The sequence below is a fragment of the Microcoleus sp. Pol10D4 genome (assembly GCF_036701555.1).
In the GTDB taxonomy this organism is placed as follows: Bacteria; Cyanobacteriota; Cyanobacteriia; order Cyanobacteriales; family Microcoleaceae; genus Microcoleus.
Genome location: NZ_JAUBRA010000057.1, coordinates 1 through 16677 on the forward strand (window position 1 = coordinate 1; position 16677 = coordinate 16677).

The 16677-nt window shown below is 44.8% G+C and carries 13 protein-coding genes and 1 tRNA gene; 10 read left to right on the forward strand and 4 right to left on the reverse strand.

Annotated features, from left to right (window positions below):
- Positions 1–425: 425 nt before the first annotated feature.
- On the forward strand, positions 426–1760 hold the full coding sequence (locus QUA36_RS23450) for a hypothetical protein (RefSeq protein WP_333459276.1): 1335 nt from the start codon (positions 426–428) through the stop codon (positions 1758–1760).
- Positions 1761–1899: 139 nt separating this feature from the next.
- On the opposite strand, the gene QUA36_RS23455 is transcribed toward QUA36_RS23450, so the two are convergent.
- Positions 1900–2220, reverse strand: coding sequence for a hypothetical protein (locus QUA36_RS23455; protein WP_333459277.1), 321 nt, complete (start codon positions 2218–2220; stop codon positions 1900–1902).
- Positions 2221–2332: 112 nt separating this feature from the next.
- On the opposite strand from QUA36_RS23455, the gene QUA36_RS23460 reads away from it, so the two are divergent.
- The 8 genes from QUA36_RS23460 (at position 2333) to QUA36_RS23495 (ending at position 12271) form a co-directional block, all read left to right on the forward strand.
- Positions 2333–3235 carry an ion channel gene (locus QUA36_RS23460; protein ID WP_333459278.1) on the forward strand — a complete coding sequence of 301 codons (903 nt, stop codon included), beginning with the start codon at positions 2333–2335 and terminating at the stop codon, positions 3233–3235.
- A gap of 50 nt (positions 3236–3285) precedes the next feature.
- On the forward strand, positions 3286–3633 hold the full coding sequence (locus tag QUA36_RS23465; protein WP_333452287.1) for a DUF433 domain-containing protein: 348 nt from the start codon (positions 3286–3288) through the stop codon (positions 3631–3633).
- A gap of 45 nt (positions 3634–3678) precedes the next feature.
- Entirely contained in the window at positions 3679–4854 is a 1176-nt protein-coding gene (locus QUA36_RS23470; protein ID WP_333459279.1) for an exonuclease SbcCD subunit D, read from the forward strand.
- A gap of 261 nt (positions 4855–5115) precedes the next feature.
- Entirely contained in the window at positions 5116–8157 is a 3042-nt protein-coding gene (locus QUA36_RS23475; protein WP_333459280.1) for an SMC family ATPase, read from the forward strand.
- Between the two features lie 157 nt (positions 8158–8314).
- Positions 8315–8734 (forward strand): XisH family protein, encoded by a 420-nt coding sequence (locus QUA36_RS23480; RefSeq protein WP_333240538.1) that lies wholly within the window; start codon positions 8315–8317, stop codon positions 8732–8734.
- The gene (locus QUA36_RS23485; RefSeq protein ID WP_333459281.1) at positions 8722–9054 is read left to right on the forward strand and encodes a XisI protein; all 333 of its coding nucleotides are present in this window, start codon (positions 8722–8724) and stop codon (positions 9052–9054) included. The genes QUA36_RS23480 and QUA36_RS23485 overlap by 13 nt, the downstream gene beginning before the upstream one ends.
- Before the next feature lie 117 nt (positions 9055–9171).
- Positions 9172–10341 (forward strand): pyridoxal phosphate-dependent aminotransferase, encoded by a 1170-nt coding sequence (locus tag QUA36_RS23490; RefSeq protein ID WP_333459282.1) that lies wholly within the window; start codon positions 9172–9174, stop codon positions 10339–10341.
- A gap of 16 nt (positions 10342–10357) precedes the next feature.
- The gene (locus tag QUA36_RS23495; protein ID WP_333459283.1) at positions 10358–12271 is read left to right on the forward strand and encodes an aminopeptidase P family protein; all 1914 of its coding nucleotides are present in this window, start codon (positions 10358–10360) and stop codon (positions 12269–12271) included.
- A gap of 238 nt (positions 12272–12509) precedes the next feature.
- Here the strand turns inward: QUA36_RS23495 and QUA36_RS23500 are convergent, their stop codons facing one another.
- From QUA36_RS23500 to QUA36_RS23510, 3 genes are all read right to left on the reverse strand, one after another.
- Positions 12510–12710: a hypothetical protein gene (locus QUA36_RS23500; RefSeq protein WP_333459284.1), complete on the reverse strand. Its 201-nt coding sequence runs from the start codon at positions 12708–12710 to the stop codon at positions 12510–12512.
- Positions 12711–12759: 49 nt separating this feature from the next.
- A tRNA-Thr gene (locus QUA36_RS23505) sits at positions 12760–12832 on the reverse strand.
- 133 nt (positions 12833–12965) lie between these two features.
- Positions 12966–15122 carry a WD40 domain-containing protein gene (locus QUA36_RS23510; protein ID WP_333459285.1) on the reverse strand — a complete coding sequence of 719 codons (2157 nt, stop codon included), beginning with the start codon at positions 15120–15122 and terminating at the stop codon, positions 12966–12968.
- Positions 15123–15501: 379 nt separating this feature from the next.
- Here QUA36_RS23510 and QUA36_RS23515 point away from each other — a divergent pair, with 379 nt between their 5' ends.
- Complete coding sequence (locus tag QUA36_RS23515; protein WP_333459286.1) at positions 15502–16647, forward strand: sulfate ABC transporter substrate-binding protein; 1146 nt, start codon at positions 15502–15504, stop codon at positions 16645–16647.
- Positions 16648–16677: the final 30 nt, after the last annotated feature.

Consider the following 16677-nt stretch of genomic DNA (forward strand, 5'->3'; position numbering starts at 1 on the left):
TGTCGGCTTTGGCGATAAATTCGCTGTAACAATTTAGACGAAAGATGGTTTATTTCTCTGATAAACATCATATGAAACTGTAATTAACTCATAATTTTGCCGGAAATATCATTCTACTATGTATTTGTGTAATTAATTGTGTCTGACTACTTAACTCCCTAGAGACGCAGAGGCTTTGCTGTGCTCGACGATCGCACTCGTAATAAACGCTTTTTACCAAATCGGGATGCTTCTGTTGGAGATGGGCATTTTTTTTTGACTATTAGCCTTAAAATTAAGCTTATTCAGGACTGAGGCATTGATCGCATATTTCTGTTATTGTTCGCGATGCGCTTTCTTCAATCGCAGCCGGATCGTAAAGCATCGGTGGCTTCAAGTCCGATAATTGTTAATCTAAATCCTCTCATTCTAAATTGGTATTACTTGTGGATGAAATGTTGGAAAGAGCTTGGACACTCAAGCAAAATTTAATTGACTTTGTGCTGGATGCTGAGGGAGAGTTGGCGGTAGCTTTGGAAGCTTATGCTGCTGCTCGATCGATCGGCGAACGCTACGACATTGCTCAGCAAAATCAAGTGATTGACAGTTTTACAGTCGAAGGTAAAGTCGGAGACAAAACGCCGATCGACCTATTTGTCGAAAGTCAGCCGGATTTAACCGAAAGCGATCGTAGCTTGCTCGAAAGTTGGGAGCACAGAAGCTTCACTGGCTTATTTGAAATCACTCAAGTTTCCCCCGACAGGTTTGAACTGATGAACTGGCTGACGGCTAAGCACTACGTTGTCAAGCCCAACAGTCCTAATTTTCTTGCAGAAATGTCTCGCTTTAAGTTAGGAGAAATCTTGCTGGCTCGGATTTCTCCCCTTACCGATGACTGGTGGGTACTTTCGAGCTCTCCCATCCCCAAGGGGAAATTGGGTAAGCCGAAGTTGGCGGTGGCGATCGGCAATTTCAAGCAAAATCACAAAAAGAACCTGTACAGCGATGCGCCGGAATTGTTAGAGCAAGCTTGGGATTCGGTAGAAAAGTACCACGAAGATTTTACCGAATTTTTTGGCAGCGAGGAAGTTACGCTATCGGGATATCACCTGAATAAACAGTTGGCTGAATTTCAGGAATTTATCACTAAAAAACGCCTAGCTGATATCGGCGTTGATGGAAGTAAATCTCTGGCGGATATCGTTGAAGATGCCGGAGTCGATCGAGAAGAAGTCAAAGCAGCCGCCATCGCCGCAGCAGGTGCCGATGCTAACGCAGTTGAGGTAATGCTCGACAGCAATGCTAGTTCAAAAATGGTAATGCCGAAAGTTGAATTGCCCGATCGCTTCAAGAAAGCCGAACAGGTGACAGCACTTTCTCATCCTCGCTGGGGACAAACCTTTTTGTCTACTTACGCTCAATTTACTGCACTGCTAGCAGCCGAAGACTTTTCAACCGTTCCCGGTTACGAAAAGCTGGTGCGTAACTATCTAGAAGATCCTGCAATTAATGTCTGGATTTGGCAACGGTTAGCTAAAGTTAATCCAGCGAAATTAGAACAAGTTTTGCAAACTGTATTGGAACGTACAGACTTTCATATCGATCGCGATTTAGATGCCTTGCTGCAAGAGTTTAAAAAACCCTTAGAACCCGAACTCCCGGAAATTGCCAGCGTTCCCGTGCACCTGCACAACTTATTTCAGGAAGCTTTAGGCGAAGTTAATAAGTCAAAGTCTAAACCGCAGGAGAAAAAGAAAAGCTCTAAAGGCTTTAAATCCTAAGCAACCGAGTTTGTGGCATACTCACAGCTAACTGTGAGCTTATTGCCCGGTAATATCACTCAAATAGCTTTGCAGTCAGGACTTTAGTTTTTCTTCACCGCGATCGAAAAAACTGAAGTCCTCACTACAAACACTTTTTTTAATCTTCAACTTGTCGGACAGCCATGCGTTGCAGCGGCAGGCTGAGTATGCTAGAAGCAGTTAACAAGTAAGAAAGAACAGTAGTCAGCTTTAAACTGAGCAATAACCAGCTATCCTCTTGTAGGTGAAGTTTCAGCCCGAAAAAAGAGATGCAGTACACTATCCAGTAAGTAAAGCTCATCTTGATTAGAATTTCTTCGCTCAAAGTGCGATCGTCCGTTGGCTGCGAGTTGCGATTATCACCCAGCAGGACTAGACCCGCAATAGAAGCCACAAAAGAAACCATAACGAGATAGTCATGCCAGTTAAGCTCAACCATTTCTAAACTCCGCTTTTATCCGAATTTTTGGAATCAGACATCAGTCTAAAGGATAAGTTTTCCCGGTCAAAGCAATAGTTACAAATTGAAACAGCCGCAGTTACAAATCGCAATGAAAATCAACCGCAACCACCAGCCACAGGCTCGTTTAGTCAGTCGCAAAGGACAATTGCCCTTAAATATTGTCAAGTTGGGAGTACCGCGCCTGCATTTTGCCGACCTCTACCACAGGCTACTAACTCTTTCTTGGCCGCGATTTTTCATCCTGATTTGTCTCTCCTATACAGTCACAAATTCTTTATTTGCCTTAGCTTACTTGGCGGGAGGAGATTGCATTGCTAACGCGCGGCCGGGCTCTTTCCAAGATGCCTTTTATTTCAGCGTGCAAACAATGGCGACGATCGGCTACGGCGCTATGTATCCGCGCACGGATTACGCTAATACTCTAGTCGCGATCCAAGCACTTTTTGCTTTGTGGGGAGTGGCGATGGTGACGGGACTGGCTTTTTCGAGATTTTCCAGACCAACAGCTAGAGTTATCTTCAGCCGCGTAGCTGTGATCGCTCCTTTCAACGGCGTTCCGACTCTGATGTACCGCACGGCAAATCAGCGTTTTAACCAAATTTTAGAAGCGCAGCAACGAGCTACTTTGATCCGCGACGAGGTAACACCGGAAGGAGAATTTATGCGGCGTTTTTACGATTTGCAATTGATGCGGAGTCACTCTCCGGTTTTTGCATTAACTTGGACGGTTATGCACGCAATTGAGGAGAGCAGTCCTTTGTACCAACTTACTGCCCAAGATTTGATGCAACAGCAAGTGGAAATTGTAATTACGTTAACAGGAATTGACGAAACAGTTTCGCAAACTATTCATGCGCGACATTCTTTTGTGGCATCTGAAATTATGTGGAATATGCGGTTTGTAGATATTCTTTTGAAATCGGCGACGGGAGGGCGGGTGGTTGATTATACTCGGTTTCACGATGTGCAGCCTGTTGAAGGAAAATTTTGATTTAGCCACCAGTGCTAGAATACCTGTAGGGCAAAAAAAAGTTAATATTTATGAACTCAATAACGGCAAATACGACACTGAAAGAATTGCAACCGCAACTCTTAGCTTTAACTCCCGAAGAGAAGGCTCAAGCTATAGAATTACTAGCTCAAAGTTTAAGAAAATTTTGGTCGGGAATTCAAAAGACTCCCGGCGTGTGCGGCGGCGATGCTTGCATCAGACAAACGCGAATTCCTGTGTGGGTACTGGTGAATGCTCGCGATTTAGGTATTTCTGAGGCTGAACTCTTAGAAGACTATCCGACTCTGCGTGCCGCTGACTTGACGAATGCTTGGGCTTATGCTGAGGCATATCCTGATGAGATTGAAACAGCAATTCAAGAAAATGAGGAAGATTGAAAAGTGGCGCGTTTCTATTAAAATAAACAAAATACTCCTTGTACTATGCGAATAATTCATACTGCTGACTGGCATTTAGGGCGGCGTTTTCGAGGGATCGATCGCACTTTTGAAATTGCGATCGCCCTCGAACAGATTTTGAAGCAAGCAAAAGCTTTGGATGTCGATGCTGTGCTCGTTGCGGGCGACATTTTCGACGTGCCCAACCCTCCCGCTTACGCCGAACGCATTGCTTATAACTTTTTCTGCGAACTACAAGCCGCCGGAATTCCCGCAATTGCGATCGCCGGTAATCACGATTCGGCATCCCGCATCGACAGCATCGCGCAATTGCTTTCCCTCGCCGGTGTGCGCGCTTTAGGCAAACCCAGGCTTTCCGCCGACGGTGGCACAATTACTCTTAATACAAAAAGCGGTAAACTTTGTGTGGGAGCGATGCCTTTTGCTTCCGAACAAAGACTGTTAGATGCTAATTCTCTCTGGCAGTCTGGCGATGCCGAACGTCGAAAAGATTACCGCGAAATTGTAGCATATTTACTCGAAGATTTAAGCAGAGAGTTTAGAGATAATACGGTCAATATTCTCATGGGACACATGAGCATTGACGGCGCTAGATTGGCAAAATCCGAAGTCGCTTATTACACGCGAGAAAAATACCTGCTGTCAGCGCAAACTCTGCCCCAGGAAGCTCAGTATGTTGCCCTCGGACACATCCACATTCACCAGCGGATTTCTGAGACTTCTCCCGCTTATTATTCCGGTTCTTTGATTCAGCTAGATTTTGGAGAAGCGGAACAGGAAAAAGGATTTTGCTTGATAGAAGTTGAGCCGGGAAGTCCGGCAAAGGTAGAATTTAAGCCTGTGGCTTGCCACAAGCCGTTAAAAGTGCTTAAATGTCATAACGACAATCTCGATGAAACTTTACAAGCTCATCAGTATCATCCGGGTTTCTTGAAAGTAATTGTCGAACTGGACAGTCCGCAAATCGGACTTGCCGATCGAGTGCGCCAAATCTGTTCTCAAGCGCTGTTAATTGAACCGCGTTATCCAGATGCAGCGCTAGAAGCAACCGAAATAACTAATATCGATCCCAATAATTTCGATCCTGCAGCAGAGTTTTGCAACTATTATCAAAACCGCTTGGGAACGACACCGAAACCGGCAGTATTGGAGGAATTTCAAAATTTGTACAAGAAGTTTAAGGAAACAGTTAACAATTAAATGGGTAAAAAGATACAATCCAAAATCCAAAATCTCAAATTTCAAATAGTTTTAAGACTGAAATCCGCGCTCAATGTCGCTTGTAGTCGAGTCTAGATCCCCCTAAATCCCCCTTAAGAAGGGGAGTAGGGGTTGACTTTGATAATACTCTTGTCCCCCCCTTGTTAAGGGGGGTTAGGGGGGATCGGGAAGACTGTAGAAGGAAGACATTAGACCTGAATATAACAATCTAAAACCCCAAATCCCAAATCTAAAATCAGTATGCGTCCACTCGAACTTATTCTCGAAGGATTTACCAGCTTCCACCGCGAACAGCGTTTAGATTTTTCTCAACTCGATTTGTTTGCAATTACTGGTGCTACAGGTGCGGGCAAATCTTCACTGTTAGATGCCATGACTTACGCTCTTTTTGGCACGACAACTCGCAGCGGCAAACAAGTAAGTGACTTGGCAAGTCAAGGTAGCGAAAATTTAAAAGTGCAGTTGCGTTTTGCTGTGGGTTCAGCACAGTATCGGGTGACGCGAAGGTGGCGTTTTCGTCCGAAATCTCCCGAAAATAAGGTGATTTTGGACAACTGGCAAAATGGTCAATGGGAAACTTTGGGGACGAGTATCGTTGCTGTTCAAAATACCATTGAACAGATTTTAGGAATGGATTTTGATACTTTTACGCGAGCAATTGTTCTGCCTCAAGGCAAGTTTGATGAGTTTATTAAAGGGGATACTTCAAAACGTCGGGAAATTTTGCGTCAGCTAGCAGGATTTGAGATTTTTGAGCAGATGCGGAAGGAAACAAATGAACTCGCAAAGTTGCTGAAACAGGAACTGGAAATGGTGGAAAGGCAGCTAGCGGATTTAAGTGCGCCGACTGCTGATGAGGTGGCTCAAAGACGATCGCAACTTTTGATTTTAGAGCAGCAGTTGCCTGAGTTCGATCGCGCTGTGATGAAAGCTCAGAGGGATCTAGATGAAGAGGAACAGCTATTTTCGCAAATCGCTCGCTGGCAAGAGTTACAACAACAACTGACTCAATTAAATGCTAATTCTGCTGAGGTTGCAATTTTAGCACAGCGTTTAGACAGAGCGCAAGCTGCCAATCATTTACAGGGAGATTGGGCTTTAGTGCGATCGGCTCGCAGTCAGTATGAGACTGCAGAAAGTGCCTCGGTGGCAGCGCGAAAGCAGTTAATTAAAGCTCGCTCTGAGCTGGCAGTAGAGCAGCAGCAACTTGACTCGGCAAAAGCGAAAGAAGAGGTGCTAGGGCCACAAATTAAGGCTCGCGAAGATGCTCTAGCTGCTGCTAAAGTATATGAAGAACAGCGCGCTCAATTAGAAAAAGAAGTGGCGCTTGCCCAAAAAATTCAACAGGAAAAACTCCGCTTTTTTATGGCAGCAGATAAAGACCTGCAAGCTGCTAACACTAAAATTCAAGGCGCGGGTTTTCGAGTTACTCAAGCAGCGGCACAGCTCGCACAGTATTCGCAGGGAGGGAAGCGTTTAGAGCAATTGCAGCAAATTTCACCCTTATTGATGGAACTTCAGCTAATTACCAAGCAGGGAAAAGCTCAGCAGCAACAGTTGGATAAATCGATCGCAGATAAGGAAAAAGCTCAACAGAGTTATGTGGAGGTTGCCACTAATTTAGAAGCAGCCGAAATCAGGTTAAAAGAGTGCGCCCGCGAGTTAGAAGTGGCCCAAACCGCTAATGCGGAAGCGGCACGTTTAGAGAGTGTTGCTGCTATCAGAATGTCGCTGAATTCTGGCGATACTTGCCCGGTGTGCGGGGGGGTGCATCCTGAGAGCGAGAACCTGCCTCCTTTGCCGAATTCTAATATTGTCGATGTCGCTGGTTTGCGGCAGAAATTGGCTGCAGCAAATCAGGTTTTTCAAGATGCTCAAAGGTTGGCTGCTGAGGCAAAAAGTACAGCTTCAGCTTGCCAGCAAAAAGAGTCAGAAATTGCTCAAATGCTGGAATTAACGGGGAATAGAGTTGCCGAATTGCAGCAGCAAATTACTCAAGTTTTGGAAGATTCTCAGTGGGAAAGCTTGGGGTTGCAGCAGGAGTTGGCAAGCCTTAAAGAGAGCGATCGCCAATACCGCGAAACCGAACAGCAGTTCCAACTGGCATCATTGGAATATGATAATTTTCAGGAAAGATTTAATTTGGCGGTGGCGACTCAAGCAGCTAAACAGCAGGAATATCAAGATGCGATCGCCGAATCAGACCGCCGCCAGCAGCAGTTCCAAAGTTGTGTAAATGCGCTTTATCAAATTACGGAATATCAACCTTATGCTAATTTAGCAAAAGTCTTAGAACAAGACAAGCAAGACTTGGCCAATCTGCTGAAAGTGGCCGAAAAATCATATCAAACTGCTCAAAATAAGGTTATTCAAGCAGCAGAGAGAGAGCAACAAGCTGGAGAGGCTTTTGGGCAAGCCCAGGCTCATAAACAGCAGCTAAACCTCGATTGGTCAGCAAAATTAACGGCGGCTGATTTCACAGAAGAGACATTTTTAGCAGCGGTTGCGACAGTTAAGGAACAATCAGAATGGGAAAATGCTATTCGCTCTCACCGCGAATCAAAAATTCAGTTAGAGACGCGGGCGAAAGATTTGAGCGAGGCGATCGCAGGCAGAACTACCGATGAGAATACTTTAGCACAAGTGCGATCGGCAAAACATACCGCCCAAGAAAACCTCAAACAAGCCAACAACAACCGCGCCGAACTTTTAGCTTGGATTCAAGTAGCCGCCCAAAATCTCGAACAAGCCGAAAGACTGTCACAGCAAATCACAAATTTCACAGAACAAGAGCAAACTTATCACACCTTAGCGCAGAATCTCAAATCCAACGAATTTCAATCCTACATTTTAGAACATTTAGAAGCAGAATTAGTCGGCAGCGCCACATTAATTTTGCAAGAATTAACCGAAAATCGCTACAAACTAAAAAACCAAGACGGCGAATACTGGGTAGCAGATAATTGGAACGGCGGCGAAGCTAGACGAGTCCGAACCCTTTCCGGCGGCGAAACCTTTGCAACTTCCTTATCAATGGCTTTAGCTTTGTCAGAAAAACTGTCTCAAGGAGCTCACTTGGGTAGCTTGTTTCTCGATGAAGGATTTGGTACTTTAGATACCGAAACTCTCGAAAGCGTTACTCAAATTTTAGAATCTTTGCGGCAGCGAGACAGGCTGATTGGAGTGATTACCCACGTTCGAGAATTGGGCGAAAGATTGCCCGCACAAGTTAAAGTGTCTAAGTCGCCCCAAGGTTCTAGAATAGAAGTTGAAAGAGTCTAATTATAATATAATAAGACTTATGTCCAAAGTAGTTTTGCTCGCTATTTATAGCGCTCTCGGTGCGCCGTCCGCATCCTACCAAATATATATGTAGGGTGTGTACTACGCACCGATCAACTAAGCTCTTTTTGGATCTAGTAAAACAGTTTTTTAAATCATGTCAGCCAAAGATATTTTTCACAACACAGTACGTGCGGCTTTGGAGAAAGATGGATGGACAATTACTCACGATCCTCTGTTTCTAAAAGTAACTTCTCAAGTAAAAATGCAGATAGATTTGGGAGGAGAGAAATTACTTTCTGCCGAAAAGGGGAGGCAAAAAATAGCAGTCGAAGTAAAAAGTTTTGTGGGCTTGTCGGCACTGTCAGAATTCCATACGGCTGTTGGTCAATTTCTTAATTATCGAGTAGCATTGGAAAAATTGGAATCAGAACGAGTGCTGTATTTGGCAGTGCCTACAGATATCTATCAAGATTTTTTTACAGACTCGTTTATTCAAACTGTGTTAGAACGATATCAAATAAAGATGCTGGTTTTTCATGTGAAGGGACAGGAGATAACATTATGGAAAGATTAGATTATCGCCAGTTAGTTCAGAAAGTCATACATCAACACGCGACAGAGCAGTCGGAGCAAGATGTAGAAACCACTGAAATTGTTTTCGATACGGAACGCGACCGCTATTTATTGTTGTATGTGGGATGGCGGGATGAAGAACGAATTCATGGATGTCCGATTCATGTTGATATCAAAGATGGAAAAATTTGGATTCAGCGTGATTTTACGGAAGCAGGAATTGCCAATCAATTTCTAGAATGTGGAGTTCCTAAAACAGATATTGTGTTGGGATTTCGAGCGCCTTATGTACGGCAATTTACTGGATTTGCGATAGCGTAAATCCTTAAATAATATCCCAAACAACCACAGCCCCACAACCCCGACTTATCCAATGATTCGGGGTTCTAATCTGTAAGTTATGTCAATTTACTTAACGCCCCAAGAAACAAATATTATATGAAAAATTACCCGACTCGAATGCAATCGGTACAGTCGCCCATAATTCCAGTAGTTGGCGAATTGATTCGCCAAAATCCGGGAACGATATCTTTAGGACAAGGCGTAGTTTACTACAATCCGCCACAAGAATCATTTGAAAAAATCCCCGACTTCTTCGCAAATTCCGACAATCACAAATACAAAGCCGTCGAAGGAATTCCACAATTACAGGATGCAATCGCAGCCAAACTAAAAACAGATAACGACATAGAGATTAATAGCAAAAACTGCATTGTCGTTACCGCCGGCAGCAACATGGGATTTACCAACGCCATTCTCGCTATCACTTCTGCGGGAGACGAAGTTATTATCCAATCACCTTATTACTTCAACCACGAAATGGCGGCAATTATGGCAAATTGCCGACCAGTGATAGTAGAAACCGACGCCAAATATCAACTTAATATCGATGCTATAAAAAAAGCAATTACCGACAAAACGCGAGCCATAGTTACCATTTCACCAAATAATCCCACTGGTGTTGTTTATTCGGTCGAAGCACTCCGGGAAGTTAACGAAATATGCCGCCAGCACAACATCTATCACATCAGCGATGAAGCCTACGAATATTTTACTTATAACGGCGTCAAACACTGTTCGCCCGCTGCTTTTCCCAACAGCAGCGAACATACAATTTCTCTGTTTAGCCTCTCCAAAGCCTACGGTTTTGCGAGTTGGCGGATCGGGTATATGGTAATACCAGAACACTTGCTCGTTTCTGTGAGAAAGATTCAAGATACCATCTTAATTTGTCCGCCCGTAATTTCTCAGTATGCAGCCCTGGGAGCCTTGCAAGTTGGTAGAGGTTACTGCGATAATTATGTAAGGGCGATCGCATCCGTGCGCCAACTCGTATTAGACGAACTCAATACCATCCAAAACTTGTGTACAAATTCCCCAGCCGCCGGAGCTTTCTACTTTTTCTTGAAAGTTGATACTGAACTCGATACAATGGAATTAGTAGAACAATTAATTCGCGAATATCACGTAGCAGTGCTTCCCGGTACAACCTTCGGCATGGACAACGGCTGCTATTTGCGCGTTGCTTATGGTGCTTTGGAGAAAGCAACCGCCACCGCAGGTATTAGGAGATTAGTTAAAGGTTTGAAGACAATTTTAAACAAGTAAAATAGGAAACTTAAAAATGGTTGCCACTAACTTAAAAACCAATACAAATATTCAAGATACCTCCGCTGCCAAACTGGCAGACTTGCGCGATTTGATGGCAGATTACGACTTAGATTGCTATTATATTCCAGCGGTTGACGAACACTTAAATTTATCAGTTCCAGCAGCTAAACAACGGCGAGCTTGGATGTGCGGTTTTACTGGTTCCGCTGGTGATTTGTTGGTTGGCAAAGATTCCGCTTGGTTGTATGTGGATTCCCGCTATTACGAACAAGCCGAATTGCAAGTCGATACTGGAATTATTCAAATATCGAAACTCGGCTTAGAAGGAAATTTAACCTTAATTGAAACTTTAGAAAAACTGGCTGTAGAATCGGCACAAAAATCAACGAAAATTCGCCTGGGTTTTGACCCATTTACCGTAGCGACAGAGCAATATCAAAATTGGGTGAAAAAATTTGCCACTGCGGATATTCAACTCATACCAATCCGGGAGAATTTGACAGACAAAGTGCGATCGCAAACTCCTTGGCAAACAGCAGAGACTTTACCCGCGATTGATGCAGAACCCATATTTAGCTTACCTGTATCCCTGACAGGAGAAACCGCCGCCGAAAAATTAGCCAGAGTCAGGGAAGCGATGCAAAAATCCAACATCGATGTGCTTCCGATTACCAACCTGAATCAAATAGCGTGGCTGTTCAATCTCCGAGGCTCGGATATTCCCCACATTCCCATTTTCATATCCTATGCCATTGTCACCACAGATGCAGCGTTTTTGTTTACAAATCCCGAACGAATTTCCCCCGAAATCAAGCAAGAATTGCGGGCGGATATAACTTTGCTTCCCTACGCAGACTATCCGCATACATTAGAAACTTGCGTAAATTTGCCACATAAAGTTCGGGTACTTTTAGACCCGAAACACAGCACAGCAGGCACGTACCAGTTAATATTAAACCATCAAGAAGCGCAGTTCTACAACATCGAAATAGTTTTTAAGGCACATCCGGTAGAAGGGATGAAAGCTCGCAAAAATCCCGTAGAAATTGAGCAGATGAAATCAGCCAATTTTAAAGCCAGTCGAGCGAAAACTTTGACTTTAAAGTGGTTGACAGAACAGCTAGAAACTGGTAATGTAGTTACCGAGTTTGATGTCAAAGAAAGCATCGAAAAATTTTACCAAGAAGAAACAGATTTTCAGACTTTAACTTTTAGAACGATCGCCGGTGCGGGAGCCAATAGCTCGATCGTACATTACGGAACCCCCAGCCCTGAAATAACGTTAAAACCGGGGGAACTGCTGCTGCTTGACTCAGGCGCGCAATATTTAGCAGGTACAACCGACGATACGAGAACAGTAAGTATCGGAGAACCCACGGCGCTACAAATAGAACACTACACAACAGTCTTAATCGCGCACATCAACTGTGCAATGCAGCAATTCCCCAAAGGAACAACGGGAGCGCAATTAGATGCGATCGCCCGTGCGGTATTATGGCAAGAACAGCTAGACTACGGACACGGTACAGGGCACGGAGTCGGCGCGTTTTTAGCTGGTCACGAAGGGCCAAACGGCATCAGCAAATCTGTGCAGTATCCCCTGGAAGGCGGAATGGTAACAAGCATCGAACCGGGATATTACGAACCGGGATGGGGCGGAATTCGCATCGAAAATCTCTATGTTGTCAGGGAAATGCCATCAAAAAACGCTACGGTTTGGTACGGATTTGAATCGCTGACGTATATTCCGTTTGAGCGCAAATTAATAAATGTCGATCGGCTCTCAAAGACTCAACTAGCATGGTTGAATAATTATCATGCTGCTGTAGTCGAGAAACTGGAACCCGTACTTGATGCAGCAACAATTGAATGGTTGAAAAAAGCCTGCGCTGCGTTAGGTAAAATTGATGTTACTGTTAGCCTATAAGCCGATCGTACTCTGCGTGCGCGCCGATCCAAAACCACAAAATACCCTGCTCAATCCCTATACCCAAAGCTCAGTAGTCTTGTCCGGCTCTGACTGACCAATACTTGCCGACTTTTTTGAAATGCAGCGATGGATGAGTTGGATCGGCTTTGAGTAACTCGTAACATCGATCGGCTGAAAGCTTTGGTTTCAGGTAAAGCGTTGTAGCATTCCCAAAATCGATGAGTCGTGTAGTGCATCAAATTTCCCGATAGCGCCCCGCCTCAAAATCTGCGATCGCCTCCTGGGCTAAATCTTCCAACTTACCGCCAGCAATATCTAGTTCTAACTGATCGTCCCAACGCCGATAATCCAACTCAAGAAACCATTCTAAAAGTTGATGAAACTTATCTGGTGGTAGATCCAGGATAGCGGCTTCAATTTGCTCGATCGTCAACATAGAGCTTGTGATTTGTAGATAGTTATATCTATCAAAATTATACTAATAAAGCTGGTGACAGGATTTGAACCTGCGACAGGCTGATTACAAATCAGCTACTCTACCAACTGAGTTACACCAGCAGTGAAAATTAATATAGCAAACTTATAGTCATTAGCGCAACCCCCCCAGCCAACTTTTTTTTCAAATTCGCTCAAAACCCCTCCCCGTAAGGGTAAAACCGGAATAGTCAGCCCACTGCCCACTGTTAATTAACTAATCGCAGCGCCAAATCTTAATCGTCTGATCCGCACTGCCGCTGGCGAGCAAATTGCCCGAAGGTGCGATCGTCACCGAGTACACCGTACCCGAATGTCCCTTAAGACTGGTCAACAATTCCCCGGTCTGCAAATTCCAAATATTAATCGTATTATCATCGCACCCGCTAGCCAAAGTCAAACCGTCCCCACTGATAGCAACCGACTCGCCCCGACTCACATAATTCTTCAAAATATGCAGGGCCTCATTCGTTCCTAAATTCGGTACACCCTTTCCCCTCCCAGAATTAGTATTTAAAATCCGCAACAAACTGCCCGTATGCAAATTTCGCAGCTTAATCGTATAATCATTGCTGACGCTAGCAAGAATCTGACCATCCGGCGCGATCGCCACAGAATTCACCCCAACATTCAACCCCGAAAGAGTCCGCAGCAACTTGCCACTTTCCACATCCCAAACCTTGCTCGTCGCATCCGAACTGCCACTGGCTAATATTTTACCGTCCGGGCTAAAAACCACCGCATTCACATTGTCAGAATGACCCTTCAAAGTCCGCAGCAACTCACCACTCCGCAAATTCCACAGCTTAATCGTATTATCAGCCCCGCCGCAGCTAGCAATTACCAGGCGCTTCGGGTTAATCGCCACCGAATTCACCTCCATAGAATGTCCCGGAAAAGTACACAGCAAATCGCCGTTGTGCAAATTCCAAAACTTAATTGTTTCGTCCGAACTGCCACTGACCAACATTTTTCCGTCATAGCTAATAGCAACCGAATTTACGCGATCGGAATGTCCCGTCAGAGTGCCAATTAATTCCGTTGTTTCTAAATTCCAAATCTTAATAGTTTTATCCCAACTACCGCTAGCCAAAATTTTGCCGTCAGGGCTAATCGCCAGAGAATTCACAAACGATGAATGTCCCGGCAGCGTAAATACACACCGCCATTTCTGATGTTTTAATTTATGAGCTAATTCCTTCACCCGCTTAGCTGCTGCCTCAGCTTCCTCTCTGCGTTTGAGTTCAGCCTCCTCCAAACGCTGGCGTTCCGCCCTAGCTTTCGCCTCTCGCAGCGCCAGCCGCCGCATCTCTCCCTTATAGACTATTCGCTGCTGCTCCTGAATTTCTTTAAGAGTTTCAATATAGGGTTGGGCCCAATCTTTAGAAAACCATTCCTGAGCAAATTCAGCCTGTAATTTAAATAACTGAGGTTCGTGAGTAAAATCGATATTTAAATAATACAAATCCGCTAAAAAAGCAGCCAATAACTTGTGAATAGTCACAATTATTTGCCGAATAATCCGCAGGCTCAGCTTTTTGTCTTTCCCCTCCGCCTCCAACTGGTGATAAACCTCTTCCCAATTCCAAGGCTGCATCGCCACTAGAGAAACGCTCTGATTGATGACTCCCCAAAAACCCACATGAAAATTAACTTCATAATCGCTGATATCGCTGTACAGTATAGCTGTCGGTACGGGAGACAACACAGTCTGCAACCGCTCCACATCAATATCAGAAATGGATTTTTTGAAATAGTCTCCGTAAAACTGAACCGGGCACAAATCTCCGTGCGGGGGGTAGTGCTGGTTCAAAAAAGCTCTTAACTTAGCCGGCAGCTCGATATTCAGATTGTGGCGAAACGAATCGGGGCAATCTTGGCTAATTTTTGCGGGAGCAACTAACAGCAGCAATCGGTGCTGCTGCTGCTGCAAAATCTGTTCAGTTTCCTGCCTGCTCAAATTAGAAAACCAGTTGTCCCTATCCCAAATTGTTTGAATTTCGCTCAGCTTAACTCGAATTGCTTCTGATTGAAACTCCCGCATTAAGTCGCGGCAAAGTCGGCTAATTGCCCGCTTATCTCTTACTTCTTGTGCCTTAATTCGATTAGCCCGTTCTTCCTTTACCCTTTCTTCTGCGTCGGCGATCGCGATTAATTCTTGTTCTCTGGCCTGCTGCCGCTGCAAATATCTCATTTGTGCTTTAATCCAGCGGGGGTCTTTTTTGATTTGCTGGTTCAAAGCTGAAGAACCCGATGGCTCAATTTCTGCATAGCGTTCGCTGACAGCGTTTGCCCCCAATCTTTCTCCCAATTCAGAGGCTACAGGCTTCAACAGTTCAATTAGGGTGTCTGAGACGGGGCGGGGTAGGGACATACCAGTTAAAACTTTTTCTTAGTTTAAGGGCGATCGCGCGAGTCAGGCATATCTCGCTGGGGCGGGGACTCTTGGCAGGGTTATTACATTTGGGCGATCGGCCGATGGTATATGTAAGGCGTATCGTGCAGGCGTATCGTGCAGCCGCGCAAGTTTAGCACCTTAACTCAATAAGAGTATTTATACACTTTACATTTTACCCCGAATCTGAATCGAAAACACCGACGGAAAAGACTTCAGGATATGCGATCGACCCTGAGTTCCCCCAATTTGTTTTTTTTGTTGCCTTTTGACTCGCTCTTGTCTATAATCGTACTTCACAACCATAATTACGGTATTCCTACCCAATAACCGTAGTTTATCTAGAGGAACAAATATAATGAGCCCGTGGCAACGCCTAACTCAACACCTTTACTGGCCGCAACAGCGATCAGCCAGCACAAATCAATCATTTACTGCCATGAGAAGATTTGTATCGCTATTTTTAGTGGGAATAACTTTAAGTCTGGCCGTTGCATCCTGCAGCCAGGGAAGCACCAACAACCCCGCAGCCACTCCAGGCAGTGCTACCCCAGCAGCTAACAAAGGCAACGTAGAATTAACCCTAGTATCCTTCGCCGTCACCAAAGCCGCGCACGAAGCCATAATTCCCAAATTCGTAGAACAATGGCAAAAAGAAAAAGGCCAAACCGTCACTTTCAACCAAAGCTACGGCGGTTCCGGTTCCCAAACTCGCGCAGTAATTGACGGTTTAGAAGCAGACATCGTACACCTAGCCCTAGCCCTCGACACTGCAAAAATCGAAAAAGCCGGACTAATTCAACCTGGGTGGGAAAAAGAAGTTCCCAACGAAGGCATAGTCAGCAAATCCGTAGGAGCAATAGTTACCCGCGAAGGCAATCCCAAAGGCATCAAAACCTGGGAAGATTTAAGCAAAGACGGAGTAAAAGTGATTACTGCCGATCCCAAAACATCAGGCGTTGCCCGTTGGAATTTCCTCGCACTTTGGGGCTCGGTTGTTAAAACCGGAGGAGACGAAACGAAAGCATTAGACTTTACTAGCAAAGTCTACAAAAACGTCCCGATTCTGACTAAAGACGCCCGCGAAGCCACCGACGTATTTTTCAAACAAGGCCAAGGCGATGCCTTAATTAACTACGAAAACGAGATTATTCTGGCTGGTGAGAAAGGCGAAAAACCAACTTATACTATTCCAGAAGTCAATGTTTCGATCGATAATCCCATTGCCATCGTCGATAAAAACGTTGATAAACACGGCACTCGCGAAGTCGCCGAAGCATTTGTCAAATTTCTGTACACCCCGGAAGCTCAGCGAGAATTTGCTAAAGCAGGATTCCGCCCAGTAGATGCGACAGTAGCGGCGGAACCGGAATTTGCCCAAAAATATCCCCCCATCAAAACCCTCTTTACAGCTCAAGACTTAGGAGGTTGGGGAGATATTCAGCAGAAATTCTTCGATGACGGAGCTGTTTTTGACAAAATCCAAGGTTCAATTAGATCGTAGTAGCCGGGGCGGGTTTACGAGATGATTGGC

Coding starts and splice junctions, on each gene's coding strand:
- QUA36_RS23485 (WP_333459281.1), top strand. CDS start 8,722: ATGGAAAGATTAGATTATCGCCAGTTAGTTCAGAAAGTCATACATCAA.
- QUA36_RS23465 (WP_333452287.1), top strand. CDS start 3,286: ATGAACTCAATAACGGCAAATACGACACTGAAAGAATTGCAACCGCAA.
- QUA36_RS23495 (WP_333459283.1), top strand. CDS start 10,358: ATGGTTGCCACTAACTTAAAAACCAATACAAATATTCAAGATACCTCC.
- QUA36_RS23470 (WP_333459279.1), top strand. CDS start 3,679: ATGCGAATAATTCATACTGCTGACTGGCATTTAGGGCGGCGTTTTCGA.
- QUA36_RS23500 (WP_333459284.1), bottom strand. CDS start 12,710: ATGTTGACGATCGAGCAAATTGAAGCCGCTATCCTGGATCTACCACCA.
- QUA36_RS23475 (WP_333459280.1), top strand. CDS start 5,116: ATGCGTCCACTCGAACTTATTCTCGAAGGATTTACCAGCTTCCACCGC.
- QUA36_RS23510 (WP_333459285.1), bottom strand. CDS start 15,122: ATGTCCCTACCCCGCCCCGTCTCAGACACCCTAATTGAACTGTTGAAG.
- QUA36_RS23480 (WP_333240538.1), top strand. CDS start 8,315: ATGTCAGCCAAAGATATTTTTCACAACACAGTACGTGCGGCTTTGGAG.
- QUA36_RS23515 (WP_333459286.1), top strand. CDS start 15,502: ATGAGCCCGTGGCAACGCCTAACTCAACACCTTTACTGGCCGCAACAG.
- QUA36_RS23460 (WP_333459278.1), top strand. CDS start 2,333: ATGAAAATCAACCGCAACCACCAGCCACAGGCTCGTTTAGTCAGTCGC.
- QUA36_RS23490 (WP_333459282.1), top strand. CDS start 9,172: ATGAAAAATTACCCGACTCGAATGCAATCGGTACAGTCGCCCATAATT.
- QUA36_RS23455 (WP_333459277.1), bottom strand. CDS start 2,220: ATGGTTGAGCTTAACTGGCATGACTATCTCGTTATGGTTTCTTTTGTG.